Source organism: Rhizobium sp. TAL182, from assembly GCF_002117725.1.
Classification (GTDB): domain Bacteria; phylum Pseudomonadota; class Alphaproteobacteria; order Rhizobiales; family Rhizobiaceae; genus Rhizobium; species Rhizobium esperanzae.
The window spans coordinates 34205-60000 of the sequence record NZ_CP021024.1 but is presented as its reverse complement, the minus strand read 5'-3'; the positions used below and the strand labels follow the sequence as shown (position 1 = coordinate 60000).

Genomic DNA, 25796 nt, shown 5'->3' with positions numbered 1-25796 from the left:
CGCTCGACAAGGATGGCGCGTTAACCGTCCGCGGCAAGATGATGCGCGATCTCGCTCTGCCGCCGCGGCTTGCCGCCATGGTCGTCTCATCAGGCGAATCGGGCCATGCCCGGGAGGCGGCGATGATTGCCGTGCTCCTGACCGAACAGGGGCTTGGCGGACCGAGCATCGACATTGAGGACCGGCTGCGGCGCTTCAAGGCCGAGCGCGGCGAAAGAGCCGATGCCTCGCGGCGGCTGGCGGGGCGGCTGGCTGCCGGCCTCGATACCGTCACCAGGGCCGCACCTGTACTGGCGGGTCAGCTTCTGCTGCATGCCTTCCCGGATCGGATCGCGCTTCAGCGCGGCGGGCGCGGGCGATTCGTGATGGCGAACGGGCGGGGAGCGGAACTGCCGGAAACCGAGAGGCTCGCCGGCAGCCAGATGCTCGTCATCGCAGATCTCACCGGACGCGCGGCACAGGGGCGGATTCTGGCGGCAGCCGAAGTGACTCGTGCGGATATCGAAGCCGAACTGCCTGGCGAGATCAGAACCGATGACCAGACATTCTTCGACCGGCAAAGCCGGCAGGTGCGGGCGCGGCGGGCAACCCGGCTCGGCGCGATCGTCTTCGAAGAGACGCCGTTGCCGCGTCCTTCCGGGGCCGCCATCACTCAGGCGCTGATGGAGGGCGTGCGCGAACTGGGGCTCGATCAGCTCGCCTTCTCGAAGGAAGCCCTGCAGCTTCGCGAACGGATCGGTTTCCTTCATCGGACGATCGGTGATCCCTGGCCCGATGTCAGCGACGATGCTCTGCTTTCCCGGCTGGAGGAATGGTTCGCTCCCTTCCAGGAAGACGCCCGCAGCCTCTCCGAGATTTCTGCGGCAGGACTTACGAACGGGCTGATGTCGCTGGTGCCGCACGAGCTGCACCGCGATCTTAGCCGGCTTGCGCCGACGCATTTCGAGGCGCCGACCGGTCAAAGACATCCTATCCAATATGAGGGCCAGGAGCCCATCTTGAGGATCCGGGTGCAGGAGTTGTTCGGGCTCAAACAGCATCCAGCGGTCGCCGGAGGCCGCCTGCCGCTGCTCCTGGAGCTGACGTCGCCGGCGCACCGGCCGATCCAGACGACGCGCGACCTGCCCGGTTTCTGGGCGGGCTCGTGGAAGGACGTACGCGCCGAGATGCGTGGACGCTATCCGCGCCATCCCTGGCCGGAGCGGCCGGAAGAGGCGTTACCGACGACACGGGCAAAACCACGTGGTACATGAGAGCCATCAAGGAGCCCCGGCATGATCGACAAGCCCGGCGTGATCGACAAGACGCAAAGCCATACGCTGGAAGACCGGCACAGCAGCCGCAGACTGCGGCTGCAGACGCTGGTGCGGCTGCGCTGGCTTGCGGTCGGCGGCCAGGCGCTGACGGTGTTCATCGTCGCCTTCTGGCTGAAATTTCCCTTGCCGCTGATCGCCAGCTCTTCGCTGATCGCCGCCCTTGCCTGGGTGAATTTCTACCTGACGATCCGCTATCCGCCGACGCACCGGCTGGCGCCGCCGGCCGCCTTTGCGTTGCTCGGCTTCGATCTCCTCCAGCTCTGCGCGCTGCTCTTCATCACCGGCGGCCTTGCCAATCCCTTCGCCGCACTCGTCTGCGTGCCCGTCATCATCTCTTTCGCCTCACAGCCGATCCGCTACAGCACGGCGCTGATCGGCTTTGCGATGGTCTGCATTACAGTGCTTGCCTTTTCGCCTTTCCCGCTGCCCTGGTTCGACGGGGTCGAGATCAATGTCCACAACGTCATGCAGTTCGGCGTCTGGTGCTCGATCGCCTCGACCATGGCCTTTGCCGCCTTCTATGCCTACCGCGTCTCGATGGAAGCAAGCCAGCTTGCCGATGCGCTGGCCGCGACCGAACTGGTGCTGCAGCGGGAAAAGCATCTCTCGCAGCTTGACGGCCTGGCTGCGGCGGCAGCCCATGAACTCGGCACGCCGCTTGCCACGATCAGCGTCGTCGCCAAGGAAATGGAGCGCGAGCTCAAGGACGATGATCGCTTTCGCGAGGACGTCATGCTGTTGCGGAGCCAGAGCGAACGCTGCCGTGACATTCTGCGGCGGCTGACGACGCTCTCCTCGGAAGGCGAGGCGCATATGCGCCGGCTGCCGCTTTCCTCGATGATCGAAGAGGTCGTCGCGCCGCACCGGGAATTCGGCATCACGCTCGAGCTGATCGAAAAAAGCCCACGCAAAAGCGAGCCGGTCACCGATCGTAATGCCGGCATCATGTACGGACTCGGAAACCTCATCGAAAATGCCGTCGATTATGCCAGGGAGAAAGTGACCATCACCATCGAGCACGATCACGACAAAGTGCTGATCGTCATCGAGGACGACGGCAATGGTTATTCGCCTGACATACTGACGCGAATCGGCGAGCCCTATGTGACCAAGCGGCAGAAGGAAGATACGGCCGGCGGCCTCGGGCTCGGACTTTTCATCGCCAAGACGCTGCTGGAGCGCTCGGGCGCATCGCTGATTTTCGAGAACCGCGAGCCGGAAAGAGCCGGCGCGCGCATCCGCATCGAATGGCCGCGAATGCTGATCGACGCAAATTCGACAAAATGAGTTTGTGGGCATAAGTAGAAGAAAAACGGTTGACCAAGATCAGGCCCAACCGCCGGGACTCGAGACGATGACAGAACAGAATCATGGAAATTTCGCCGCATCGGATGAAGACCATATCGGGCCCGACGCCAGCCTGCTGATCGTCGACGATGACGGGCCGTTCCTGCGCCGTCTCGCACGGGCAATGGAGACGCGCGGCTTTGAGGTGGAGACGGCCGAATCAGTGGCGGAGGGCGTTGCCAAATCGAAAGGCAGGCCGCCGAAATATGCTGTGGTCGATCTTCGCCTCGGCGACGGCAACGGGCTCGACGTCATTGAAGCGATCCGGCAGCGGCGCGACGACACGCGGATCATCGTGCTGACCGGCTACGGCAATATCGCAACGGCGGTGACGGCGGTAAAACTCGGAGCCGTCGATTATCTGGCAAAGCCTGCGGATGCCGACGACGTCTTTTCAGCGCTGACGCAACGGCCGGGCGAAAAGGCGGAACTTCCGGAGAATCCGATGTCGGCCGACCGCGTGCGCTGGGAACACATTCAGCGGGTCTATGAAATGTGCGAGCGCAACGTCTCTGAAACGGCGCGGCGGCTCAACATGCATCGGCGCACATTGCAGCGCATTTTAGCCAAACGCGCGCCGAAATAGACAAGGCGGCCATCACACATCGTCTACGGTGAAGGGTTTTCCGTTCGCCCATTCGGCCATCATCAGCCTTTGCGCGGCGGCACGCGAGAAACTGAGCGTTACGGATTTGCGCGTGGCCGGCGCCATGCGGTGTTCCGGCGCCTCGCGAATCATGTGGGCGCCATAGCCATCCGAGAGAAAGAGCCCGCATTCCTCCGGAAAGATGTCGAGCGGCACACCTTCATGAGTCGCAAAGAACAGGCGGTCGCAATGCAGCCTGTATTCCGGCCATTTGCGATCCACCCGAAAATCCTCGATCGATGTCTTGATTTCGATAATCCAGACTTCGCCCTTTTCCGAAAGCGTGATCAGATCGGCGCGGCGGCCGCTGGCGAGCGGCAGTTCCGGCAGCACGGCATGGCGCATTTCATGCAGCAATATCTGCGTTCCGCGCCGCACCATCATGGCCCTGTCCGATTGCCGGCCATCGATTAACGGATTGTTATTGTAAACGCTCAAAATCGTCATGGATAACCGTCGCAGAGCCGGGTGTGTTGTTGCAAAAAAACCATTCGCTTTTAATTTGCGCAGCAGACGAATTCGTCGCGCCACAGTAGCCTTGCAAAGCGCAAGTTAATCGAAAATAAACCATAATCAACGATGGTCGAAAGACTGTTCTCCTCGCCCAAAAACTTCAAGAGTTATCTATGCGCATCCGCAATGCATTCCCTGTATTTGGCCTGCTGACGACGCTCGCACTGGCCGGCTGCTCCACCAATTCCGAAAGCGCATCCGTCGACGACAAGGGCGCAGGCCCGACGGTACAGACAGCTCAAATCTTCAACGACGCCTATGGCGTGACGAAGGATGCCGGATATTCCCTTCCGGCGATCCCAATCGACAGGGTGAAGCCGCAGTTCCGCCGCCAGGTGGTCAGCTACCAGACCACCGAGCGCCCAGGCACCATCATCGTCAATACGCGCGAGCGTTTCCTCTATTACATCCTGCCGAACGGCAAGGCGATGCGTTACGGCATCGGCGTCGGCAAGCAGGGTTTCGCATGGGCCGGCACCGCCTATGTCGCCTGGAAGCAGGAATGGCCGACCTGGCACCCGCCGAAGGAAATGGCTGAACGCCGCCCCGATGTCGCCAAATACGTCGAAGACGGTATGGGCCCCGGCCTCAGCAATCCTCTCGGCGCGCGCGCCATGTATCTCTTCAACGACGACGGCAAGGACACCCTGTTCCGCCTGCACGGCACGCCGGAATGGGCTTCGATCGGCACCGCCGCTTCCTCGGGCTGCATTCGCCTGATGAACCAGGACGTCATCGACCTCTACAGCCGCGTCCGTCCCGGCAAGGGGACCTCCAAGGTCATCGTCATCCAGTAGGCTAGATACCGAATTCGGTATAAAAAAGGCCGCCGGACTGTCGTCCCGGCGGCCTTTTCGTATTCTCGGTCACCCCGATTGTTTCGCCTTGAGCTCAAGGCGGCGGCGGTGAAGCACCGGTTCCGTATAGCCGTTCGGTTGCTCCCTGCCCTTGAGGACGAGATCGAGGGCGGCCTGGAAGGCGACCGAATCATCGAAATTGCCGGCCATTGGCCGGTAGGCCGGATCCGACTCGTTCTGCCGATCGACGATGGCAGCCATGCGTTTCATCGTTTCGACGATCTGAGCTTCGGTGACGACCTTATGATGCAGCCAATTCGCCATGTGCTGGGCCGAAATGCGCAAGGTCGCGCGATCCTCCATCAGGCCGATATTGTTGATGTCGGGCACTTTCGAGCAGCCGACACCCTGATCGATCCAGCGCACGACATAGCCGAGGATACCCTGGGCATTGTTGTCGAGCTCTCGCTGGATTTCCTCCGGTGTCCAGTTCGGCCGCACCGCAACCGGCACGGAGAGAATGTCTGACAGTTTGGCGCGGGCCCGGTCCTTCAGCCCCTGTTGAACCCGGGCGACATTGACGCGGTGATAATGGGTGGCATGCAGGGTTGCAGCCGTCGGCGAAGGCACCCAGGCGGTATTGGCGCCGGCCTTGGGGTGGGCAATCTTCTGTTCCAGCATCGCCGCCATCAGGTCCGGCATCGCCCACATGCCCTTGCCGATCTGCGCATGGCCGGAGAGGCCGCATTCCAGACCGATATCAACGTTCCAGTTCTCATAGGCCGATATCCACGCTGCCTGGCGCATATCGCCCTTGCGAATCATCGGACCGGCTTCCATCGAAGTATGGATCTCGTCGCCGGTGCGGTCGAGGAAACCGGTATTGATGAAGACGACGCGCTCGCGGGCGGCACGAATGCACTCCTTGAGGTTGACCGTCGTGCGCCGCTCCTCGTCCATGATGCCCATCTTGATGGTGTTGCGCGCCATGCCGAGCGCATCTTCGACCCGGGAGAAAATCTCGACGGCGAAGGCGACCTCTTCTGGTCCATGCATCTTCGGCTTGACCACATACATAGAGCCGGTACGGGAATTCTTCTTCCGGCCGGCGGGACCGATATCGTAAAGCGCGATCAGAGCGGTGATGACGGCATCCATGATGCCCTCAGGCACTTCGTCGCCGTCCTTGTCGAGGATCGCGGGATTGGTCATGAGGTGGCCGACATTGCGCACCAGCATCAACGAACGGCGATGCACCTCGAACGAAGCGCCATCCGGGCCGGTATAGTCCAGATCCGGGTTGAGCTCGCGGATGAAGGTCGTTCCGCCCTTTGCCACCTCTTCCTGCAGATCGCCCTTCATCAGGCCGAGCCAGTTCCGATAGACGACGACCTTATCTTCAGCATCGACGGCGGCAATCGAATCCTCGCAGTCCATGATCGTGGTGATCGCCGATTCCAGCCAGACATCGGAAATATGGGCCGGATCGGCCTTGCCGATCGCCGTTGTCGGGTCGATGACGATATCGATATGAATGCCGTTATTCTTCAGGAGAATGCGGGTCGGCGCCGCGGCCTCACCGCGATAGCCGGCAAAATGCCCGCCATCCCCGAGCATTGTCTGCTCGCCGTCGACCGATCTGACGACGAGCGTTCCGTCCTTGACGGCGAAGCTGCCGACATCCTTCCAGCGGCTGTCCTGGAGCGGCGCCGCCGTATCCAGGAAATCACGCACCCAGGCGATGACCTTTTCGCCGCGCTTCGGATTGTAGCCCTTGCCCTTCTCGGCGCCGTCGCTCTCGGGAATGGCGTCGGTGCCGTAGAGCGCGTCATAAAGCGAGCCCCAGCGGGCATTGGCGGCGTTCAGGGCGTAACGCGCATTCATCACGGGAACGACGAGCTGCGGACCGGCGATCGAGGCGATCTCTGGATCGACCTTTCCGGTCGAGACCTGGAAGTCCGATCCTTCCGGCAGAAGGTAGCCGATGCTGCGGAGAAAGGACTGATATTCGTCCATATCCACCGGGGCGCCATGCTGGCGATACCAGTCATCGATCTTCGTCTGCAGCTCGTCGCGTTTGGCGAGCAGCGCGCGATTGCGCGGGGCGAGATCGTGGACGATCGCCGAAAAATCGGCAAAGAACCTGTCCGCATCGATCGCCAGACCCGGCAGAACCTCCTGCGTCAGGAAATCGTGAAGGACGGTTTCGATGGCAAGACCGTTCTTATCAATGCGGCTCATGCGATATTCTCCCTGGCAACGCCTGTGAATGCTGCCACTTTGCCCGGCTTTCATTCACAGTCAATTCCGCAATAGTTCGAAAGATTTATGCCGTTCGGGAAATTATGCGCGACGTCACGCGCATGGGAAGCCCGTTCTGAGGCTGAGTCGTCAGTTTCTGCACCGGCCAGGGATTGGTGGTTGCCGTCTGATCGAAACGGAATCGGTGCATCATCACGGCCAGTGCGATCACCGCCTCCTGCAGCGCGAAGGTCGCGCCGATGCAGACGCGCGGGCCGGCGCCGAACGGCAGAAACTGAAAGCGACCGATGCTGCCGCGGTTTCCCGGCAGGAAGCGCTCCGGCATATAGGCGCGCGGCTTTTCCCAATAAAGTTCGTGGCGATGCAGCGTCCAAGGCATAATGAGCACGGTGATGTCGGCCGGTATTTCGATCTTTTCGCCTTTGGCGTTTATCCAGAGGTCATCGGCGATCGCGGCGCGATTGATGGAAGGTGCGGGCGGATAAAGCCTGAGAGCTTCTTCGAAGGCCGCCCGCGTCACCGGCATCAGATCCAGCCATTCCACCGGTTCGGCGCCGGTTGCAAGAACAGCGTCGATTTCCGTCTCCATCGCCTCGCGAATATGCGGGCTGTTGGCCACACAATAGAGCGTCCAGGCAAGCGCACGTGCCGTCGTCTCGTGCCCGGCGCCGATGAAAGTCAGGATATTGTCCTCGATCTCCTCCTTGGTCAGGCCATCCGGACCTGCCTGTTCCAGGAGCAGCGTCAGAAAATCTTCCGGTGCGGCGGCGCGATCGGCCTTCATCTTCGCCAGACGCATATCCATGGTGTCGCGAACGATCGCCCTGAATTTTTCCAGCACCTTCTGACCGCCGATACGGGTGAGACGCGGCACCCAGGCGGGCGCGCGCAGCAGGTCCATCGGGTCGATGCGGCCCATGCGGTGGAGAAGCTGATTGACGTCGTCGGCGAAATGACCGCTCGACGAGACGATTTCGCCGGAAAAGAGCGTCTCGGCAAGAATAGCAAAGGTCAGATCGGTCATGTCGCTGGCGATGTCGAAGACCTGGCCAGCCGCATCGACGTTCTCGTATTTGCGGACGAAATCTTCCGATTGCCGCAGCATCTGGCCGGCAAAACCTTTGGCGTGGCGCGGCGTGAAGACCGGCGCGACCGCCTTTCGTGATCGCTTCCAGACCTGGCCTTCCGCCGTCAACAACCCATCACGCAGGATCGGCCGCAGCACCAACTGGCGAATGTCGGACATGCGGTAATTGGCGGCATTGTCGACCAGCACGTGCTTGATCAAGCCGGGATCGTTGACGATGAGGGTGTGTTGCCCGAAGAAACTCGTCTTGATCCAGGGCAAAGTATAAGAAGGCTCGCCCCAGAGTTCGAGCGGGTTGCGCAGGATGATTCGGATGATATCCAGCCGGCTCGGGGGCACGGTGCGCGGCAGCGGTGCCGGCGGAACGAAGGGGTCCGGACGCATGTCCATCGTCAAAGCCTTTCAGGGAAGAGCGACGCCTTCCCGGCAAGCTTGAAGCTAGAGCAGGCCCTTGAGTTCGTCCAGCTTGTCGTTGATCAGCCAGCCGTAATAATTCTCTTCGGGCCAAACGGTCGCGCCGGAAGAGCGGTTTTTCGCAGCCAGGGCTGCGGCACGCTGGCGTGAGTTGCCGACATTGTAAAGCGTCGCCGTCAGGCCGGGGTTGCCTGAGATGTCCATGCCGGCAATCTCCTTGTAATCATCGATCGACCGGCGGATCGAGGCCGCGACGAAGGCGAGCGAGATGTCGGGATCCATGATCGCCTTATAGACGTCGCCGGCATTCTTCTCGTTCAGCTTCGGATAGCCGGAGACGCGGCTGACGAGATCGGAAAGCATCAGCGCCGTCAGGGGATTGACCTGGCCGAGGCCGAAGGTCTGGCCGGCGTAAAAGGGCTGGAAGAAGACCGCGCTGAAGCGGTTGTTGGGGAAGCTCTCGCCGCCCACCGTCTTGCCGCGGAAATCGCTTTCCCAGACATCTTCGCGGCAGGACCAGAGCGTGTAGGAATCACTCTTGCCCTTGCACTGCGTAAATTGCGGCCGCGCCACGAAATCATCGACGTTTTCGCCGTCATAGGCGAAGCGGAAACTTTCCCCGGCATAGGAGGCCGCCTTGACATAATAGGCCTGCAGCCGGTCGTAGGCGTCGACATTATAAGTATGTTCGCCGACGATCGCGCCGATGACATGGATAGGATTGATGCCGTAAGCGGTGGAAACCTTGCGGATCTTGGCCATCAGCTCGCGATCGGTCGCGAGAAGCTCATGGACCTTCTCATATTTCAGATCGAAGCTGCTCTTGGTACCCTTGGTGCGGCGGACGGAGGCGCCGGGAATATCGGGCTGCTCAGCATGGCGATTGCCGGCCGGCACCGTCTGCATGGCGAAGGCAGGCGCCGAATTCACCAGGGCAACGGCAATCAAAAGGCTTGTCAAAAGGCGTCGCACGATCCGCTATCCCATCCGTTCATCGTCCTGTTCGCGATGCGGCTGACTGGACCAGAATCTTGGCCGAATAAAGCCGCGGCGAAAAACAAAACGGGCCTTCACTAAAAAGGAAAAGGCCCGCTGTCGATAGTCGAGGTCAACAGAATGCGGCATTCACATCGGTAAAGCCATGAACCGGTGCGTCGATATCACAGGATGAAGCGTGAGAGGTCGGTATTCTGCGCGAGATCGCCGACATGTTCGCGCACATAGGCTGCATCGATCGTGATGGCTGCCCCGGCCCGATCGGGCGCATTGTAGGAAATATCGTCCAACACCCGCTCCATCACCGTCTGCAGCCGGCGTGCGCCGATATTCTCGACCGAGGAGTTCAAGTGCACGGCGACATCGGCGAGCGCATCGATCGCGTCCTCGGTGAAATCGAGGTTCAGATTTTCGGTTTCCATCAGCGCCCTATACTGGCGGATGAGGCTTGCTTCGGTTTCCGTCAGGATCCGGCGGAAGTCCTCCTTGTTCAGCGGACGCAGCTCGACGCGGATCGGCAGGCGACCCTGCAGCTCCGGCAAGAGATCCGAAGGTTTGGAGACATGGAAGGCGCCGGAGGCGATGAAGAGGATATGGTCCGTCTTCACAGGCCCGTATTTGGTCGAAACCGTCGTGCCTTCGACGAGTGGCAGGAGATCGCGCTGGACACCTTCGCGCGAAACGCCGGCGCCCATGCCGCCGTCGCGGGCGGCGATCTTGTCGATCTCGTCGAGGAAGACGATGCCGTCGTTTTCGGTAGAGCGGACGGCCTCGCGCTGGATCACCTCGTTGTCGATCAGCTTATCGGATTCATCGCGGATCAGATCGGTATAGGAAGCCTTGACCGTCGTGCGGACCTTCTTGGTGCGGCCGCCCATCGCCTTGCCGAACATTTCCGACAGGTTGAGCACGCCGATATTGGCGCCCGGCATGCCGGGTATTTCGAAGCCGCCCATGCCGGAACCGGCATCGGCCACCTCGATGTCGATTTCCTTGTCGTCGAGCTCGCCGTCTCTGAGCTTCTTGCGGAAACTTTCGCGGGTGGCCGGTGAAGCGGTGGTGCCGACCAGCGCGTCGAGCACGCGTTCCTCGGCGCTCACATGCGCCTTGGCCTGCACCTCGGCCCGCTTCTTCTCGCGCACCAGGCCGATACCGACCTCGACCAGATCGCGGATGATCTGCTCGACATCACGGCCGACATAACCGACTTCGGTAAACTTGGTGGCTTCTACCTTGATGAAAGGCGCGCCGGCGAGTTTTGCCAGACGGCGGGAAATCTCCGTCTTACCGACACCGGTCGGGCCGATCATCAGGATGTTTTTCGGCATGACTTCGTCGCGCAGGCTCGGGTCGAGCTGCTGGCGACGCCAGCGATTGCGTAGCGCAATTGCGACGGCGCGTTTGGCATCATGCTGGCCGATGATGTAGCGATCGAGTTCGGAAACGATCTCGCGGGGGGAAAAGGTCGTCATTGCGTATCATTCTCCTGGCGGTCCGGAGCCATCGGCGCCCGGCCGCAATTCGTTGTTTCGTCGCGGCAGGTCATCCGCGGCAGCAGCCGGAAGGCCCGGGATTCAGCTTTCGACGTCCAGCAGTTCCACCACGATATTGTGGTTGGTGTAGACGCAGATGTCGGCGGCGATATCGAGGGCGCGCCGGGCGATCTCTTCGGCCGATTTGTCGGTATCCATCAGTGCACGGGCGGCGGCGAAGGCAAAATTGCCGCCAGAACCGATCGCCGTCGTGCCATGTTCGGGCTCCAGAACATCGCCGTTGCCGGTGATTGCCAGCGTGATCGATTTGTCGGCGACGAGCATCATGGCTTCGAGATTACGCAGGTATTTGTCGGTGCGCCAGTCCTTGGCGAGCTCGACGGCGGCGCGCATCAGCTGGCCGGGATATTGCTCCAGCTTCTTTTCAAGTCTTTCGAGCAGAGTGAAGGCGTCCGCCGTGGCGCCGGCGAAACCGGCGATCACCTCGCCCTTGCCGATGCGCCGCACCTTGCGGGCATTGCCCTTCATGACGGTCTGGCCGAGGCTCACCTGGCCATCGCCCGCCATCACCACCTTGCCGCCTTTTCGAACTGTAATGATTGTTGTCATAAAACACCTGTCTGCCCATGACGCGGGCCTTTACACGAGACCGCAAACCGGCCCTTGTTGAACCCTATGTAAGCAGGCCGGAGCCGATTGCAAATGGGCGGGCTTTTCTCCTGCCCGGCTTCTGGATATTTGCCGATGCGCCTGATAAGGAACGGCCTTATTCCGATGGAGGGCCACATGGCCGAGACCGCAGCAAGCCGCACGGGCAGCGTTTCCCGCAAGACCAACGAGACCTCGATTTCCGTTTCCGTTAATCTCGACGGCACCGGCAAATCGAAGATTTCGACCGGCGTCGGCTTCTTCGACCATATGCTCGACCAGCTTTCGCGGCATTCCCTCATCGACATGGAAATCGACGCCAAGGGCGACCTGCATATCGACGATCATCATACAGTCGAAGATACCGGCATTGCGATCGGTCAGGCGATCTCGAAAGCGCTCGGCGACCGCCGGGGCATCACACGCTATGCTTCGATCGATCTCGCCATGGACGAGACGATGACCAAGGCTGCGGTCGATCTTTCGGGTCGTCCCTTCCTCGTCTGGAATGTCGCCTTCAGCGCGCCGAAGATCGGCACCTTCGACACGGAACTCGTGCGCGAATTCTTCCAGGCGCTCGCTCAGAACGCCGGCATCACCTTACATATTCTCAACCATTATGGCGCCAACAACCACCATATTGCCGAGACATGCTTCAAGGCGGTCGCCCGCGCATTGCGCGCAGCGACAGAGATCGATGCGAGACAGGCGGGCCGTGTTCCCTCAACGAAGGGCACGCTCGTCTGAGCCCCCCAGGGAGCGGCGACAATGACCTCAAGCTACATTTTCCTGACACCGCCCGGCGGGGCGAGCGTAGCGACCGATGAGGTGCGCACGATTCGCGACGGCTTCACCTGGCTCGGCTTCCTGTTTCCATGGGTTTGGCTGCTGGTGCACCGGCTATGGCTGCATGCGGCCGCGGCGTTTCTCTTGCAGGGAATCGGCGGCGCACTGATGGACGAACCCGGTCTGGGGCCGGCGGGCGCGGCGATCATGCTGGGCGTGAATATAATGGTCGGTCTCGAGGGCCAGAATTTCCGCATCCGCAACCTTGCCGCCAAGGGCTGGAATGAGGACGCCCTCATTGCAGCCGATAAGCTCGATATTGCCGAGCAGGTCTATTTTGCTGACAAGACGGTCCCTGCGGCGAGTGAAGACACGGTCGCACCGGACTGGCAGACCAAGCCCGGTGCAAAGAGCCCGCGTGGCCAGGCCACATCGCTTGGTCTCTTTGGTTTTGATGGAGGACGCTGACGATGCGCGTCGCGATTATCGACTACGGTTCCGGCAACCTTCGTTCGGCGACCAAGGCTTTCGAACGTGCCGCGCGCGAGGCGGGCATCGATGCCCACATCGATCTCACCGATAAGGCGGAGGACGTTGCTGCGGCCGATCGTATCGTGCTGCCCGGCGTCGGCGCATACGCCGATTGCCGGCGCGGACTGGACGCCGTGCCCGGGATGAGCGACATGCTGATCGAGGCTGTCGAGAACAAGGCGCGGCCTTTCCTCGGCATCTGCGTCGGCATGCAGCTCATGTCGTCGCGTGGTCTGGAGAAGACCGTTACACACGGCTTCGGCTGGATCCCAGGCGACGTCATCGAGATGACACCTGGCGATCCCGCCTTGAAAATTCCGCAGATCGGCTGGAACACGCTCGACCTGAAGCGCGAACATCCGCTGTTCGACGGCATTCCCACCGGGCCGCAGGGACTGCACGCCTATTTCGTGCATTCCTATCATCTTGCCGCCCAAAACCCCGAGGATGTCATTGCGACCGTCGATTATGGCGGGTCGATGACCGCCCTCGTAGGGCGCGACAACATGGTGGGCGCCCAGTTTCACCCGGAAAAGAGCCAGAAGCTCGGCCTCGCTCTGATCGCCAATTTCCTGCGCTGGAATCCGTAATACCTCCGCCTTATTTCCTCTTTATGGAAAGGGCGGAACAGGAGTGCACTCGATGCCGGCTTGGCGGAAATCAGGCAAGGTGTTCTATATGCTGCGGCCCTCCAGGGAGGCTCTGCCTCCCTTCTCGGATATCCGGCTTCCCGACGGGACGATCATTCGCCGCGTCGACGAAGCCCTCCATAAAAGAGCGCTTTCCAACGCGGCCAAGGCATTGAAAGAAAGGCTGGACCGATGATCCACGAATTCCTTGCCGGCAACGAGAATTCGCAGCTGCGCGCCAATGGGATCAATGCAAATGATATCACCGAAGCGGTGCTGGAATTCTATATCGAAAGCGAAGACGATCTGATCGGCCTGCTTGCCTACGCCCTTTACGAGCGGCAAAAGCGCGATTTCGTCGTCAGCTATCGCAAGCGGAATGCCGGCCGTTCGCCCAATGAGGCCGAGCTTGCCGCAGTTTCCAGCAACTATCTCTCTACCGACCTGCGCAATACGCTGCGCGATCGCGCCTCGCAGATTCTTTCGAGCTATGCCGAGACCTATGTGGAGGCGATGGAGCCCGATATCCGGCTCGCCGCCGTCAACAGCGACGCGCTGCGGCGGGCGCGCGAGATCGAGACATCGGTGAAGAAGCGCCTCGGCTTCTGGCGCCAGGTGCGTGCCGGCTTCATCGTCATCCTTCTGCTTCTGCTGCTTTTGAGCGCAGCCGCCATTGCCGCTGTCTTTTTCCGCTCGGATATCGTAGATGCGTGGAATGCGCTGATGGCAGCGATCACTCTACGGACGTAAGACGACATGATCCTTTTTCCCGCGATCGATCTGAAGGGCGGCCAATGCGTTCGTCTCAAGCTCGGCGACATGCAACAGGCGACGGTTTACAACACCGATCCGGCCGCCCAGGCGAAGTCCTTCGAAGCCCAGGGTTTCGAATGGCTGCACGTGGTCGACCTCGACGGCGCCTTCGCGGGACATTCGGCCAATGGCGATGCCGTCGAGGCGATCCTGAAGGCGACGAAGAATCCGGTGCAGCTCGGCGGCGGCATCCGCACGCTCGACCACATCGAAGCCTGGCTGTCGCGCGGGCTGCGGCGGGTCATCCTCGGCACCGTCGCCGTCAGAAATCCTGAGCTGGTCATCGAGGCCTGCCGGAAGTTCCCCGGCCAAGTCGCCGTCGGCATCGATGCCAAGGGCGGCAAGGTGGCGGTCGAGGGCTGGGCGGAGGCTTCCGAACTCGGCATCATCGAGCTTGCCAGGAAATTCGAGGGCGCCGGCGTTGCCGCGATCATCTACACCGATATCGACCGCGACGGCATCCTGACCGGCATCAACTGGAGCTCGACGCTGGAACTCGCCGATACCGTTTCCATTCCCGTTATCGCTTCGGGCGGCCTGGCCTCCATCGCAGATATCAAGCGCATGCTGCAGCCCGACGCGCAGAAGCTGGAAGGGGCGATTTCAGGCCGGGCGCTTTACGACGGCCGCATCGACCCCAAGGAAGCGCTGGCGCTGATCAAGGCCAACAGGGCCAAGGAGACTGCGTAATGACCCTCAAGGCCCGTGTCATTCCCTGCCTCGACGTCAAGGACGGCCGCGTCGTCAAGGGCGTCAATTTTCTCAATCTCGTCGATGCCGGCGATCCGGTCGAAGCGGCGAAGGCCTATGACGCAGCCGGCGCCGACGAGCTCTGTTTCCTCGACATCACTGCTTCCTCGGACAATCGCGAGACGATTTTCGATGTCGTGTCGCGCACAGCCGATCAATGCTTCATGCCGCTGACGGTCGGAGGCGGGGTCAGAACCATCGCCGACATCCGCAAGCTCTTGCTTTGCGGCGCCGACAAGGTGTCGATCAACTCGGCAGCTGTCAGCAATCCCGATTTCGTCGCCGAGGCGGCCGACAAGTTCGGCGACCAGTGCATCGTAGTCTCGATCGACGCCAAGCGCAGGCGCACGCAAGCGGTCGGCGGCGACAATCTCAGCGCCTGGGAAATCTATACGCATGGCGGCCGCAACGCGACCGGCATCGATGCCGTCGAATTCGCGCAGAAGATGGTGGCGCGTGGGGCCGGCGAACTGCTGGTCACGTCCATGGACCGCGACGGCACTAAGGTCGGCTACGACCTGGAGCTCACGCGGACGATCGCCGATGCCGTGCGTGTGCCGGTCATTGCGTCCGGCGGTGTCGGCGATCTCGACGATCTCGTCGCCGGGGTGAAGGAAGGCCATGCCAATGCAGTGCTCGCCGCATCGATCTTCCACTTCGGCACCTATACCGTCAGCGAAGCGAAGCACTATATGTCGAAGTGCGGCATCGACATGCGTCTCGACTGAACTCTGAGAGCAGACAATGAGCGGATTTTCCCTTTCCGACCTCGAACGCATCGTCGAAGAGCGATCGAAAGCCTCACCGGAGCAGTCCTGGACAGCCAAACTCGTGGCTGCCGGCCAGCCAAAGGCGGCGAAGAAGCTCGGCGAAGAGGCCATCGAAGCGGTGATGGCGGCGGTGACCAGCGATCGCGACAATCTGACCTATGAGGCCGCCGATGTGCTCTATCACCTATTGGTCGTATTGAAGATTGCTGAAATACCGCTAGAGAATGTCATGGCCGAACTCGAGCGCAGAACCGCGCAGTCCGGTCTCAAGGAAAAGGCCAGCCGGCAGAGTTCATGAGTATCGCGACTGAGATTATCGGGGTGCCGGAGATATTGGATCACTTCCAGTCTGAATCCTATTCGCCCTACCATTTCTTCTCTTCCGAGCAATGGGCGAAATTCCGCGCCGACACGCCGCTGACGCTGACCGGCGACGAGGTCAAGCGGCTGCGCTCAATGGGCGACCCGATCGATCTCGACGAGGTCCGGCGCATCTATCTGTCGCTGTCGCGCCTGCTCTCGTCGCATGTCGAATCCTCGCAGATGCTGTTCGACCAGCGCAACCGCTTTCTCAGCATGTCGGATGTGACAAAAACGCCTTTCGTCATCGGCATCGCCGGCTCGGTCGCTGTGGGAAAATCGACCACAGCCCGTATCCTGAAGGAGCTCCTGGGCCGCTGGCCTTCCAGCCCGAAGGTCGATCTCATCACTACGGACGGCTTCCTCCACCCGAACGCGGTGCTGCAGCGGGAAAAGCTGATGCAGCGCAAGGGTTTCCCGGAAAGCTACGATACCGGCGCGATCCTGCGCTTCCTCTCGGCGATCAAGGCCGGGCGGCCCGATGTGAAGGCGCCGTGTTATTCGCATCTCGTCTATGACGTGCTGCCGGACGAATACAAGATCGTCGACCGTCCCGACATTCTGATCTTCGAAGGCATCAACGTGCTGCAATCGCGCGACCTGCCGGCCGACGGCAAGATCGTGCCGATGGTGTCCGACTTCTTCGACTTCTCGATCTATATCGATGCCGCGGAAGACCAGATCCACAACTGGTATGTGACGCGCTTCATGCGGCTGCGGGAAACCGCCTTCCGCGATCCCAACTCCTATTTCCATCGCTACGCCTCGATCACCGATGCGGAAGCGCTTGAAATCGCCGAAGATCTCTGGACGAACATCAACCTGAAGAACCTGCGGCAGAACATCCTGCCGACGCGGCCGCGCGCCGATCTCATCCTGAAAAAGGGCAAGGATCATCTGATCGAACAGGTCGCGCTCAGAAAACTATAGCAGGCGATCAATTTTCACGGACGAACGCGGCGCAGCGTCAGATTGATGCGGCCGCCGTTCTTCAACAGCGTCGATGTCGCGGGGTAAATGCGGTCGACGCCATGATAACAAAGCCTCCCCTCGCCGCCCAGCACGACCAGATCGCCGCTCGCAAGCTTGAAGGATAGCGTGCGATCATTGCGATTGAGGCCGCCGACCCGGAAGAGGCAGCTGTTGCCGAGCGAGACCGAGACGACCGGCGCCTGCAGATCCTGCTCGTCCTTATCCTGATGCAGGCCCATGCGGGCGTCGTCCGAATAGAAATTGACGAGGCAGGCCTCCGGCGGCTTCCCATAGCCGGAAACATCATTCCAGATATCAAGCAAAAGCTTCGGCATCTCAGGCCAGGGCCTGCCGGTCGCCGGATGCGTCGACTGATAACGATAGCCCCGCTCCTTGTCCGTCACCCAGCCGAGCGGCCCGCAATTGGTCATCCTGACCGACATCGGCTTGCCGGTGCCGGGCATGGCGGGCACATAGAGCGGCGCTTCGGCGACGACGGCACGGATCACCTCGACCAATGCTTCCTGGCGAGTCCGGTCGAGATATGCCGGCAGATGGCGGATGCCGCTCAGGAGCTCGGGCATGTCATTCACCGCCGCCGGGGCGGACGCGCATTTTCTTGACTTCCGAGCGGCCGGATTTCTCCTTCAGACGGCGCTCGACCGAACCTTTGGTCGGCTTGGTCTTCTTGCGCGGCGGCGGCGGCGGCTTGGCCGCCTCCAGAATCAATTCCTTCAGCCGCTCGCGCGCATCCTCGCGGTTGCGGTCCTGGCTGCGAAAGCGGCTCGCCTCAATCATCAGCACGCCGTCCTTCGACATACGCCGGCCGGCGAGCTTGATCGCGTTGGCCTTGACGCGATCATTGAGGGAAGGCGAATTCGCAATGTTGAAGAACAGTTGGACCGCGGTCGAAACCTTGTTGACGTTCTGCCCACCGGGACCGCCCGCCAGAACGAACTGTTCCGTCAGCTCCCATCCCGCGATGGTGATCCTGTCATCGATGTAGAGCGCGTCGCTGGCCATGCGGCGTTCTATCTCATATCGGCCGGCAATTGAAAACATCGGCCATCAACGAGAAAACCCGGCTATCCTGCGATGCCGGGTTTCACGTGAATCAGAGATTCTGTTTAGCGTAATTCCCGGCAAAAGCGCTTCGCGCTTTGCCTGGCAGAACCGCTGCACACTTTTGCTGGAATTGCTTGCGCTTCTTATTCGGCGGCGGCCTTTACGCCCGGGGCCGCATCGCGGACGCCGCCATCGACGTGATCTTCGAACTTGGCGAAGTTGGCGATGAACATCGAGACCAGCTTTTCGGCCTGCGCGTCGTAGGCTGCCTTATCGGCCCAGGTCGAGCGCGGATCGAGAATGCCGCCGTCGACGCCATCGACGGAAACCGGCACGGCAAAGCCGAAATTCGTATCCGTACGGAATTCGAGCTGGCCGAGTTTGCCGCTGAGGGCGGCAGCGAGAAGGGCGCGCGTTGCCTTGATCGGCATGCGCTTGCCGGTGCCGTAGGCGCCGCCGGTCCAGCCGGTGTTAACGAGCCAGCACTCGACGCCGTGGCGGCTGATCAGCTCCTTGAGCAGGTTGCCGTATTCGGCCGGGTGACGCGGCATGAAGGGCGCACCGAAGCAGGTGGAGAAGGTCGCTTCCGGCTCGACGACACCCTTTTCGGTGCCGGCCACCTTGGCGGTGTAGCCGGAGAGGAAGTGATACATCGCCTGATCGGGCGTCAGGCGCGCGATCGGCGGCATGACGCCGAAGGCATCGGCGGTCAGCATGATGATCGTCTTCGGATGTCCGGCGCGGCCGGTTTCCGAAGCGTTCGGGATGAAATGCATGGGGTAGGCGCAACGGGTGTTTTCCGTCAGCGAACCGTCATCGAAATCGGGCTCGCGACGTTCGTTGAGGACGACGTTTTCGAGCACGGTGCCGAAGCGCTGCGTCGTTGCGTAGATTTCCGGCTCGGCCTCGGCCGAAAGGCGGATGGTCTTGGCGTAGCAGCCGCCTTCGAAGTTGAAGATGCCGTTTTCGCTCCAGCCATGTTCGTCGTCACCGATCAGAGTGCGCGCCGGATCGGCCGAAAGCGTCGTTTTGCCGGTGCCGGAAAGACCGAAGAAGACCGCTGCGTCACCGTCCGGGCCGACATTGGCCGAGCAGTGCATCGGCATGACACCCTTGGCCGGCAAGAGGTAGTTGAGCACGGTGAAGACCGACTTCTTCATTTCGCCTGCATAGGAGGTGCCGCCGATGAGAACGAGTCCGTTCGTGAGATCGCAGGCGATCACCGTTTCCGAGCGGCAGCCGTGGCGGGCCGGATCGGCCTTGAAGCTCGGCAGATCGATGATCGTCAGCTTCGGCACGAAGGTCGGCAGCGCCGCCGCCTCGGGGCGGATCAGCAGATTGCGGATGAACAGCGAATGCCAGGCCAATTCGGTGATGACGCGGGTCGGCAGGGCATGGCCTTCCTCGGCACCGCCGACAAGATCCTGGGCGAACAGATCCTTGCCCGCTGCATGCGCCAGCATGTCGTCGCGCAGCAGGGCAAAATGCTCCGGCGAGAGCGGCTTGTTGTTGTCCCACCAGATCTGGCCATCGGTATTGGCATCGCGAACGACGAATTTGTCGCGCGGCGAACGGCCCGTATGCTGACCGGTGAGGGCCCGAAGCGCGCCCTGAGCGGTCAGTTCGGCTTCACCCCGGCGGATCGCTTCTTCATAGAGCGCTGCAGCGGAAAAGTTATAGCGGACGCTGGCTGCGCCGCCCAATCCAACCGTTGCAAGCTCCGTTGCCGGGTTATGAACTCCGAACTTTTCCATGGCTAGTTCCCTTTGCTCAGGCGCGTTGCCGTTAAAACTAAGCGAGAAAATACGGGGAGAAATTTTAAAAGACAAGAGACAAAAATCGAGAAAATATAGTAATATCAAATAATTAATCGATTTAAATTTGTTTCATTCTTTTTAAATCGTTTGAAGAGCCACGTTGAAACATTTCGACACACAACTTTTGGATGCCATGGAATTTTACAACAATCTTCCCCTTTATCTTTGCCACAATTTGTTCCACCTTTATCCTCCATAAGCGCATCCGGTCATTGAGACCGCCTGGGGACGACCAAAATCCGGGAGATTGCGCACTGATGACGGAGACCAACACCATGGCCACAATCGCGCTCGTTGACGACGACCGCAACATCCTCACCTCGGTGTCGATTGCACTGGAAGCCGAAGGATATAAGGTCGAGACCTATACGGACGGTGCTTCGGCGCTCGACGGCCTTCTGGCGCGACCGCCGCAGCTGGCGATCTTCGATATCAAGATGCCGCGTATGGACGGCATGGAACTGTTGCGCCGCCTGCGGCAGAAGTCCGACATTCCCGTCATCTTCCTCACCTCCAAGGATGAGGAGATCGACGAACTGTTCGGCCTGAAGATGGGCGCGGACGATTTCATCACCAAGCCTTTCTCGCAGCGCCTGCTGGTGGAGCGCGTCCGCGCCGTCCTGCGCCGCGCCTCGAGCCGCGAAGCCACAGCCGCCAGCGGCACGAGCCCTAGCGGTGCGCCGAAAGCCGGCGCGGTGCAGCAGGCCCGCTCGCTGGAGCGCGGACAGCTGGTCATGGACCAGGAGCGCCATACCTGCACCTGGAAGGGCGAGGCAGTGACGCTGACGGTGACCGAGTTCCTGATTCTGCATTCGCTGGCGCAGCGCCCCGGCGTCGTGAAAAGCCGCGACGCGCTGATGGATGCAGCCTATGATGAGCAGGTCTATGTCGACGACCGGACCATCGACAGCCACATCAAGCGGCTGCGCAAGAAATTCAAGATGGTCGATACCGACTTTGATATGATTGAAACGCTCTACGGAGTGGGATACCGCTTCCGCGAAGCAGCTTGAGCCCGAGCGGCACAGCTGGAAATATTGAAGGTTGCCGGCCGGTTTATCCGGCCCAACCTTTCGAAAGGGCCTGTCATTGGCACAGTTGGTGCAGGAAAGGGATTTGGACGATGCGGAGGGCGTGAGCACCCGTCGCGTCCGGGGCCGCCGTTGGTCGCATCCCTTTACGCTGATCCGCCGCATCTTCGGCAATGCGGTGTTTTCGAGCCTGACGCGACGCATCCTGTTCTTCAACCTCGTCGCGCTGGTGGTGCTCGTCGGCGGCATTCTCTATCTCAACCAGTTTCGGGAGGGCTTGATCGACGCCCGCGCCGAAAGCCTGTTGACGCAGGGTGAAATCATTGCCGGCGCCGTTTCGGCCTCCGCGTCGGTCGATACGAACTCAATCACCATCGATCCGCAAAAGCTGCTCGAACTGCAGGCCGGCCAGAGCATCACCCCGGTGCCGAACGACGAGGATCTGGAATTTCCGATCGATCCGGAAAAGGTCGCGCCGGTCCTGCGCCGACTGATCTCGCCGACACGCACACGCGCGCGCATCTTCGATGCCGACGCCAATCTGCTGCTCGATTCGCGCCACCTCTATTCGCGCGGCCAGGTGCTGCGCTTCGACCTGCCGCCGGTCGAAGAAGAGAAGCAGACCTGGAGCGATTGGTTCGCGACGTTGTTCAACAAGGCGCTGCAGCCGGGCAATCTGCCACTCTACAAGGAAGCACCGGGCGGCGACGGCTCGATCTATCCCGAGGTGATGAACGCGCTGACCGGCGTGCGCGGCGCAGTCGTGCGCACCACCGAAAAAGGCGAGCTCATCGTTTCCGTCGCCGTTCCGATCCAGCGCTTCCGCGCCGTACTCGGCGTGCTGCTGCTGTCGACACAAGCGGGTGACATCGACAATATCGTCCATGCCGAACGGCTGGCCATCATGCGCGTCTTCGGTGTGGCGACGCTCGTCAACGTACTGCTGTCGCTGGTGCTTTCATCGACGATCGCCAATCCGTTGCGCCGTCTCTCGGCGGCCGCTATCCGCGTTCGCCGCGGCGCCAAGACACGTGAGCAAATTCCAGACTTTTCCGCCCGCCAGGACGAAATCGGCAATCTCTCCATCGCCTTACGCGAGATGACGACAGCGCTCTATGATCGCATCGACGCGATCGAGAGCTTTGCCGCCGATGTCAGCCACGAGCTCAAAAACCCGCTGACCTCGCTGCGCAGCGCCGTCGAAACACTGCCGCTCGCGAGGTCGGAGGATTCCAAGAAACGGCTGCTTGATGTCATTCAGCACGATGTCCGCCGCCTCGATCGCCTGATCAGCGATATTTCCGACGCCTCGCGGCTCGATGCCGAACTTGCACGCGTCGACGCCGCCTCCATCGACATGGAGGTGCTGCTGCGCGACCTGATCGAAGTCTCGCGCCAGATCAGGGGCAGCAAAAAGCAGGTGCAGATCGACTATGCGATCGAACGCAAGCCGAACATCAAGACGCGCTTCGTCGTCAACGGTCACGACCTGCGCATCGGCCAGATCGTCACCAATCTGATCGAGAACGCCCGCTCCTTCGTCCCCGAAAAGGACGGCAGGATTACCGTGCGGCTGATGCGGACACGGTCGCGCTGTGTCACCACGATCGAAGACAACGGTCCCGGCATCCAGGCGGAAAATATCGACCGCATCTTCGAGCGCTTTTATACAGACCGGCCGGAATCGGAAGGCTTCGGCCAGAATTCCGGGCTCGGGCTATCGATCAGCCGCCAGATCGCCGAGGCGCATGGCGGATCGCTCAGAGCAGAGAACATTACCGATGCCGACAGCGGGCAGGTGCTCGGCGCGCGCTTTATCCTCGCCCTGCCCCTCGATCCAGCCGCATGACGGCGGCTGCCAATATCCATGCCACGGCGATCGTCGTCGGCAGAACGGGGCTGCTGTTCAGCGGTCCCTCGGGCTGGGGGAAATCGATGCTGGCTTTCACCTGCATGACCGAGGCGCGCCGCCTCGGGCTGTTCACGGCGCTGGTCGCCGATGATCAGGTGCTTCTGTCGGGAGAGACCGGTACGGTGATCGCCACCTGCCCGCCGTCGATCGCCGGGCTCATCGAACTTCGCGGCACCGGCATCGTTCGGCAGGACCACGTCCCTCAGGCGGCCATGCATTATGCCGTGCTTCCGGGCAGCGCTTCCGGCGAAAACCGCGTGCCTCCAGAGGGCGAGATCGTCAGCCTTGCCGCCGGTGTTTCACTTCCCGCATTGCGGTTGCTCACAGGCGTGTCTTCACCGCTTGCGATCCTGATGGCAAAAGCCCCTGATATCGGAGATTGAGGCCATCCGGATTGATCAATCTGCCTTATATATTTGCATTTTTATCTTGCACTTCGGCTTTTCATGGCCAAGATGTGCCCCCACCGGTGGACGTAATTGCTGCATTGCGATATTGGGGCCACCGTTTGCGTATATGGGAGCAGTAATATCATGATCGGACTTGTGCTTGTCACTCATGGCAAGCTGGCTGAAGAGTTTCGTCATGCTGTCGAGCACGTCGTCGGTCCTCAGAAATTCATCGAGACGGTCTGTATTGGCCCCGAAGACGATATGGACCAGAGACGGCAGGACATTCTGCAAGCCGTTTCCGGCGCCGATGACGGCCATGGCGTTGTCATCCTGACCGACATGTTCGGCGGCACGCCGTCCAATCTCGCCATCTCGGTCATGAGCAGCGGCCACACCGAAGTCATTGCCGGCATGAACCTGCCGATGCTGATCAAGCTCGCCGGCGTACGCGGCGAGAACAACATGGAGAAGGCGCTGGTGGAGGCTTCCGAAGCCGGGCGGAAATATATCAATGTCGCGAGCCGCGTGCTCAGCGGAAAATAACGGCGCTTCATGACATCGCTTTCCCGGGAACTCCTTATCATCAACAAGCGCGGCCTTCACGCTCGCGCTTCCGCTAAATTCGTGCAGATGGTCGAGAATTTCGATGCGGCCATCACCGTTTCCAAAGATGGAATGACGGTCGGCGGCACCTCGATCATGGGTCTCATGATGCTTGCCGCAAGCCCCGGCTCCAGCGTCGTCGTCTCGGCAAGCGGCAGCCAAGCTCAGGAAGCCCTGGAGGCCCTGGATCAGCTGATCCAGAACAAGTTCGGCGAGGAAATGTGAGCTCGGGCGAGTTCATATAAACATATAAAGACTTCTTTATATCCTTATTGCCATCCCTGACGAAGCCTGCTAAACGGCTGACATGCCGTGCGCTTGCCTGCGCCTGCGCCAATTTTTGAGACGTTTTTCAGCCTGGAGACCTCTATGAGCACTGAAAAAGATTATGTCGTCGCCGATATCGGGCTTGCGGATTTCGGCCGCAAGGAAATTACGATCGCCGAAACCGAAATGCCGGGGCTGATGTCCTGCCGCGCCGAGTTCGGCGAGGCAAAGCCGCTGAAGGGCGCACGCATCACCGGTTCGCTGCACATGACCATCCAGACGGCCGTGCTGATCGAAACCTTGGTGGCGCTCGGCGCCGAAGTCCGCTGGGCCTCGTGCAACATCTTCTCGACGCAGGATCATGCCGCTGCCGCGATCGCCGCCGCCGGCGTTCCGGTTTTCGCCATCAAGGGCGAGTCGCTCGAGGACTATTGGACCTATACCGACAAGATCTTCCAGTGGGCCGATGGCGGCTTTTCCAACATGATCCTCGATGACGGCGGCGACGCCACCATGTACATCCTGCTCGGCGCCCGCGCCGAAGCCGGCGAGGACGTGCTCTCCAACCCGCATTCCGAAGAAGAGGAAATCCTCTTCGCCCAGATCAAGAAGCGGCTTGCCGCTTCCCCGGGCTGGTTCACCAAGCAGCGCGATGCCATCAAGGGCGTCACCGAGGAAACGACGACCGGCGTCAACCGCCTCTACCAGCTCAGCCAGAAGGGCCTGCTGCCCTTCCCGGCGATCAACGTCAACGACTCCGTCACCAAGTCGAAGTTCGACAACAAGTACGGTTGCAAGGAATCGCTGGTCGACGGCATCCGCCGCGGCACCGACGTGATGATGGCCGGCAAGGTCGCCGTCGTCTGCGGCTACGGCGACGTCGGCAAGGGTTCGGCTGCCTCGCTCTCCGGCGCCGGCGCCCGCGTCAAGGTTACGGAAGCCGATCCGATCTGCGCTCTGCAGGCCGCCATGGACGGCTATGAAGTCGTGCTGCTCGAAGACGTCGTTTCGTCGGCCGATATCTTCATCACCACGACCGGCAACAAGGACGTCATCCGCATCGACCATATGCGGCAGATGAAGGACATGGCGATCGTCGGCAACATCGGCCATTTCGACAACGAAATCGAAGTCGCCGCGCTGCGTAACCTCAAGTGGACCAACGTCAAGCCGCAGGTCGACCTGATCGAGTTCCCCAAGGGCAACCGCATCATTCTTCTCTCCGAAGGCCGTCTGCTCAACCTTGGCAATGCGACCGGACATCCGTCCTTCGTGATGTCGGCTTCCTTCACCAACCAGACGCTGGCGCAGATCGAACTCTTCACCAAGCCCGGCCAGTACGAGAACAAGGTGTATATCCTGCCGAAGCATCTCGATGAGAAGGTCGCGCGCCTGCATCTCGACAAGCTCGGCGTGAAGCTTACCCAGCTCAGCGAAGAGCAGGCAGCCTATATCGGCGTGAAGCCGCAGGGTCCGTTCAAGTCCGACCACTACAGATATTGATCTCGTCGTCGATATCCACAAGATGTAGAAGCCGCGGCATTGACAAATGCCGCGGCTTATTTTTTTGGCCGCTCCC

The 25796-nt window shown here is 60.9% G+C and carries 28 protein-coding genes (1 of these 28 cut by a window edge); 19 read left to right on the top strand and 9 right to left on the bottom strand.

The genetic code is table 11. The features are described 5' to 3' along the window. The 3 genes from hrpB to Tal182_RS00290 form a co-directional block, all read left to right on the top strand. Positions 1-1253, top strand: the 3' portion of a protein-coding gene (gene hrpB, locus Tal182_RS00300; RefSeq protein WP_085857702.1) for an ATP-dependent helicase HrpB. It extends 1213 nt beyond the left edge of the window; only the last 1253 of its 2466 coding nucleotides appear in the window; its start codon lies off the left edge, out of view; it ends in the stop codon at positions 1251-1253. A 21-nt stretch (positions 1254-1274) separates the two neighbouring features. Continuing rightward, positions 1275-2603, top strand: coding sequence for an ActS/PrrB/RegB family redox-sensitive histidine kinase (locus Tal182_RS00295; RefSeq protein ID WP_085857701.1), 1329 nt, complete (start codon positions 1275-1277; stop codon positions 2601-2603). 67 nt (positions 2604-2670) lie between these two features. After that, positions 2671-3249, top strand: a complete 579-nt coding sequence (locus tag Tal182_RS00290; protein WP_085857700.1) for an ActR/PrrA/RegA family redox response regulator transcription factor — start codon at positions 2671-2673, stop codon at positions 3247-3249. Between the two features lie 12 nt (positions 3250-3261). Here the strand turns inward: Tal182_RS00290 and Tal182_RS00285 are convergent, their stop codons facing one another. After that, complete coding sequence (locus Tal182_RS00285; protein WP_011423458.1) at positions 3262-3756, bottom strand: MmcB family DNA repair protein; 495 nt, start codon at positions 3754-3756, stop codon at positions 3262-3264. A 179-nt stretch (positions 3757-3935) separates the two neighbouring features. Here Tal182_RS00285 and Tal182_RS00280 point away from each other — a divergent pair, with 179 nt between their 5' ends. Further along, on the top strand, positions 3936-4619 hold the full coding sequence (locus tag Tal182_RS00280; RefSeq protein ID WP_064800167.1) for a L,D-transpeptidase: 684 nt from the start codon (positions 3936-3938) through the stop codon (positions 4617-4619). Positions 4620-4688: 69 nt separating this feature from the next. Here Tal182_RS00280 and Tal182_RS00275 read toward each other — a convergent pair whose 3' ends face one another. The 5 genes from Tal182_RS00275 to hslV form a co-directional block, all read right to left on the bottom strand. After that, positions 4689-6860 carry a malate synthase G gene (locus Tal182_RS00275; RefSeq protein ID WP_085857699.1) on the bottom strand — a complete coding sequence of 724 codons (2172 nt, stop codon included), beginning with the start codon at positions 6858-6860 and terminating at the stop codon, positions 4689-4691. Between the two features lie 85 nt (positions 6861-6945). Then, a complete protein-coding gene (locus Tal182_RS00270) occupies positions 6946-8358 on the bottom strand; it encodes a cytochrome P450 (protein WP_085857698.1) in 1413 nt (470 codons plus the stop codon). A 48-nt stretch (positions 8359-8406) separates the two neighbouring features. Continuing rightward, complete coding sequence (locus Tal182_RS00265; RefSeq protein WP_064800164.1) at positions 8407-9354, bottom strand: DUF1402 family protein; 948 nt, start codon at positions 9352-9354, stop codon at positions 8407-8409. A gap of 188 nt (positions 9355-9542) precedes the next feature. Beyond that, entirely contained in the window at positions 9543-10850 is a 1308-nt protein-coding gene (gene hslU, locus Tal182_RS00260; protein ID WP_064708200.1) for an ATP-dependent protease ATPase subunit HslU, read from the bottom strand. A 102-nt stretch (positions 10851-10952) separates the two neighbouring features. After that, the gene (gene hslV, locus Tal182_RS00255) at positions 10953-11480 is read right to left on the bottom strand and encodes an ATP-dependent protease subunit HslV (RefSeq protein ID WP_064800163.1); all 528 of its coding nucleotides are present in this window, start codon (positions 11478-11480) and stop codon (positions 10953-10955) included. 177 nt (positions 11481-11657) lie between these two features. Between hslV and hisB the strand changes: the two genes are divergently transcribed. The 9 genes from hisB to coaA are packed head-to-tail and all read left to right on the top strand — an operon-like array spanning position 11658 to position 17088. Then, entirely contained in the window at positions 11658-12266 is a 609-nt protein-coding gene (gene hisB, locus Tal182_RS00250) for an imidazoleglycerol-phosphate dehydratase HisB (protein ID WP_064800162.1), read from the top strand. 21 nt (positions 12267-12287) lie between these two features. Beyond that, entirely contained in the window at positions 12288-12773 is a 486-nt protein-coding gene (locus Tal182_RS00245) for a DUF2628 domain-containing protein (protein WP_085857697.1), read from the top strand. Positions 12774-12775: 2 nt separating this feature from the next. Further along, positions 12776-13426 carry an imidazole glycerol phosphate synthase subunit HisH gene (gene hisH, locus Tal182_RS00240; protein ID WP_064800160.1) on the top strand — a complete coding sequence of 217 codons (651 nt, stop codon included), beginning with the start codon at positions 12776-12778 and terminating at the stop codon, positions 13424-13426. Positions 13427-13478: 52 nt separating this feature from the next. Then, on the top strand, positions 13479-13661 hold the full coding sequence (locus Tal182_RS00235; protein WP_064800159.1) for a hypothetical protein: 183 nt from the start codon (positions 13479-13481) through the stop codon (positions 13659-13661). Continuing rightward, complete coding sequence (locus Tal182_RS00230) at positions 13658-14215, top strand: hypothetical protein (protein ID WP_085857696.1); 558 nt, start codon at positions 13658-13660, stop codon at positions 14213-14215. Before Tal182_RS00235 ends, Tal182_RS00230 begins: the two co-directional genes overlap by 4 nt. A gap of 6 nt (positions 14216-14221) precedes the next feature. Next, complete coding sequence (gene hisA / locus Tal182_RS00225) at positions 14222-14968, top strand: 1-(5-phosphoribosyl)-5-[(5-phosphoribosylamino)methylideneamino]imidazole-4-carboxamide isomerase (RefSeq protein WP_085857695.1); 747 nt, start codon at positions 14222-14224, stop codon at positions 14966-14968. After that, on the top strand, positions 14968-15756 hold the full coding sequence (gene hisF, locus Tal182_RS00220; RefSeq protein ID WP_064800156.1) for an imidazole glycerol phosphate synthase subunit HisF: 789 nt from the start codon (positions 14968-14970) through the stop codon (positions 15754-15756). The genes hisA and hisF overlap by 1 nt, the downstream gene beginning before the upstream one ends. A gap of 16 nt (positions 15757-15772) precedes the next feature. Beyond that, positions 15773-16096 carry a phosphoribosyl-ATP diphosphatase gene (locus Tal182_RS00215; protein WP_085857694.1) on the top strand — a complete coding sequence of 108 codons (324 nt, stop codon included), beginning with the start codon at positions 15773-15775 and terminating at the stop codon, positions 16094-16096. Further along, complete coding sequence (coaA, locus tag Tal182_RS00210; protein WP_064696362.1) at positions 16093-17088, top strand: type I pantothenate kinase; 996 nt, start codon at positions 16093-16095, stop codon at positions 17086-17088. Before Tal182_RS00215 ends, coaA begins: the two co-directional genes overlap by 4 nt. 14 nt (positions 17089-17102) lie before the next feature. Here the strand turns inward: coaA and Tal182_RS00205 are convergent, their stop codons facing one another. From Tal182_RS00205 to Tal182_RS00195, 3 genes are all read right to left on the bottom strand, one after another. Then, positions 17103-17714, bottom strand: a complete 612-nt coding sequence (locus Tal182_RS00205) for an alpha-ketoglutarate-dependent dioxygenase AlkB (RefSeq protein WP_085857693.1) — start codon at positions 17712-17714, stop codon at positions 17103-17105. Between the two features lies 1 nt (position 17715). Next, positions 17716-18153, bottom strand: coding sequence for an alternative ribosome rescue aminoacyl-tRNA hydrolase ArfB (gene arfB, locus Tal182_RS00200; protein ID WP_085860761.1), 438 nt, complete (start codon positions 18151-18153; stop codon positions 17716-17718). Positions 18154-18338: 185 nt separating this feature from the next. Beyond that, positions 18339-19949: a phosphoenolpyruvate carboxykinase gene (locus tag Tal182_RS00195; protein WP_085857692.1), complete on the bottom strand. Its 1611-nt coding sequence runs from the start codon at positions 19947-19949 to the stop codon at positions 18339-18341. Between the two features lie 338 nt (positions 19950-20287). Between Tal182_RS00195 and Tal182_RS00190 the strand changes: the two genes are divergently transcribed. The 6 genes from Tal182_RS00190 (at position 20288) to ahcY (ending at position 25720) form a co-directional block, all read left to right on the top strand. Further along, complete coding sequence (locus Tal182_RS00190) at positions 20288-21025, top strand: response regulator transcription factor (RefSeq protein WP_189637013.1); 738 nt, start codon at positions 20288-20290, stop codon at positions 21023-21025. Positions 21026-21101: 76 nt separating this feature from the next. Further along, the gene (locus tag Tal182_RS00185) at positions 21102-22892 is read left to right on the top strand and encodes a sensor histidine kinase (RefSeq protein WP_064809165.1); all 1791 of its coding nucleotides are present in this window, start codon (positions 21102-21104) and stop codon (positions 22890-22892) included. Next, positions 22889-23338 (top strand): serine/threonine protein kinase, encoded by a 450-nt coding sequence (locus Tal182_RS00180; RefSeq protein ID WP_064800150.1) that lies wholly within the window; start codon positions 22889-22891, stop codon positions 23336-23338. Before Tal182_RS00185 ends, Tal182_RS00180 begins: the two co-directional genes overlap by 4 nt. A 150-nt stretch (positions 23339-23488) precedes the next feature. Continuing rightward, the gene (locus tag Tal182_RS00175) at positions 23489-23890 is read left to right on the top strand and encodes a PTS sugar transporter subunit IIA (protein ID WP_011423437.1); all 402 of its coding nucleotides are present in this window, start codon (positions 23489-23491) and stop codon (positions 23888-23890) included. Positions 23891-23899: 9 nt separating this feature from the next. Further along, positions 23900-24175, top strand: coding sequence for an HPr family phosphocarrier protein (locus Tal182_RS00170; protein ID WP_011423436.1), 276 nt, complete (start codon positions 23900-23902; stop codon positions 24173-24175). Positions 24176-24319: 144 nt separating this feature from the next. Further along, on the top strand, positions 24320-25720 hold the full coding sequence (gene ahcY / locus Tal182_RS00165; protein ID WP_085857691.1) for an adenosylhomocysteinase: 1401 nt from the start codon (positions 24320-24322) through the stop codon (positions 25718-25720). The last annotated feature ends 76 nt before the right edge of the window (positions 25721-25796 follow it).

Excerpts from the sequence above, each read along its gene's own strand:
- Tal182_RS00295 (WP_085857701.1), top strand. The coding sequence starts at position 1,275 with ATGATCGACAAGCCCGGCGTGATCGACAAGACGCAAAGCCATACGCTG.
- Tal182_RS00290 (WP_085857700.1), top strand. The coding sequence starts at position 2,671 with ATGACAGAACAGAATCATGGAAATTTCGCCGCATCGGATGAAGACCAT.
- Tal182_RS00285 (WP_011423458.1), bottom strand. The coding sequence starts at position 3,756 with ATGACGATTTTGAGCGTTTACAATAACAATCCGTTAATCGATGGCCGG.
- Tal182_RS00280 (WP_064800167.1), top strand. The coding sequence starts at position 3,936 with ATGCGCATCCGCAATGCATTCCCTGTATTTGGCCTGCTGACGACGCTC.
- Tal182_RS00275 (WP_085857699.1), bottom strand. The coding sequence starts at position 6,860 with ATGAGCCGCATTGATAAGAACGGTCTTGCCATCGAAACCGTCCTTCAC.
- Tal182_RS00270 (WP_085857698.1), bottom strand. The coding sequence starts at position 8,358 with ATGGACATGCGTCCGGACCCCTTCGTTCCGCCGGCACCGCTGCCGCGC.
- hslU (WP_064708200.1), bottom strand. The coding sequence starts at position 10,850 with ATGACGACCTTTTCCCCCCGCGAGATCGTTTCCGAACTCGATCGCTAC.
- hslV (WP_064800163.1), bottom strand. The coding sequence starts at position 11,480 with ATGACAACAATCATTACAGTTCGAAAAGGCGGCAAGGTGGTGATGGCG.
- hisB (WP_064800162.1), top strand. The coding sequence starts at position 11,658 with ATGGCCGAGACCGCAGCAAGCCGCACGGGCAGCGTTTCCCGCAAGACC.
- Tal182_RS00245 (WP_085857697.1), top strand. The coding sequence starts at position 12,288 with ATGACCTCAAGCTACATTTTCCTGACACCGCCCGGCGGGGCGAGCGTA.
- hisH (WP_064800160.1), top strand. The coding sequence starts at position 12,776 with ATGCGCGTCGCGATTATCGACTACGGTTCCGGCAACCTTCGTTCGGCG.
- Tal182_RS00235 (WP_064800159.1), top strand. The coding sequence starts at position 13,479 with ATGCCGGCTTGGCGGAAATCAGGCAAGGTGTTCTATATGCTGCGGCCC.
- Tal182_RS00230 (WP_085857696.1), top strand. The coding sequence starts at position 13,658 with ATGATCCACGAATTCCTTGCCGGCAACGAGAATTCGCAGCTGCGCGCC.
- hisA (WP_085857695.1), top strand. The coding sequence starts at position 14,222 with ATGATCCTTTTTCCCGCGATCGATCTGAAGGGCGGCCAATGCGTTCGT.
- hisF (WP_064800156.1), top strand. The coding sequence starts at position 14,968 with ATGACCCTCAAGGCCCGTGTCATTCCCTGCCTCGACGTCAAGGACGGC.
- Tal182_RS00215 (WP_085857694.1), top strand. The coding sequence starts at position 15,773 with ATGAGCGGATTTTCCCTTTCCGACCTCGAACGCATCGTCGAAGAGCGA.
- coaA (WP_064696362.1), top strand. The coding sequence starts at position 16,093 with ATGAGTATCGCGACTGAGATTATCGGGGTGCCGGAGATATTGGATCAC.
- Tal182_RS00205 (WP_085857693.1), bottom strand. The coding sequence starts at position 17,714 with ATGCCCGAGCTCCTGAGCGGCATCCGCCATCTGCCGGCATATCTCGAC.
- arfB (WP_085860761.1), bottom strand. The coding sequence starts at position 18,153 with ATGGCCAGCGACGCGCTCTACATCGATGACAGGATCACCATCGCGGGA.
- Tal182_RS00195 (WP_085857692.1), bottom strand. The coding sequence starts at position 19,949 with ATGGAAAAGTTCGGAGTTCATAACCCGGCAACGGAGCTTGCAACGGTT.
- Tal182_RS00190 (WP_189637013.1), top strand. The coding sequence starts at position 20,288 with ATGGCCACAATCGCGCTCGTTGACGACGACCGCAACATCCTCACCTCG.
- Tal182_RS00180 (WP_064800150.1), top strand. The coding sequence starts at position 22,889 with ATGACGGCGGCTGCCAATATCCATGCCACGGCGATCGTCGTCGGCAGA.
- Tal182_RS00175 (WP_011423437.1), top strand. The coding sequence starts at position 23,489 with ATGATCGGACTTGTGCTTGTCACTCATGGCAAGCTGGCTGAAGAGTTT.
- Tal182_RS00170 (WP_011423436.1), top strand. The coding sequence starts at position 23,900 with ATGACATCGCTTTCCCGGGAACTCCTTATCATCAACAAGCGCGGCCTT.
- ahcY (WP_085857691.1), top strand. The coding sequence starts at position 24,320 with ATGAGCACTGAAAAAGATTATGTCGTCGCCGATATCGGGCTTGCGGAT.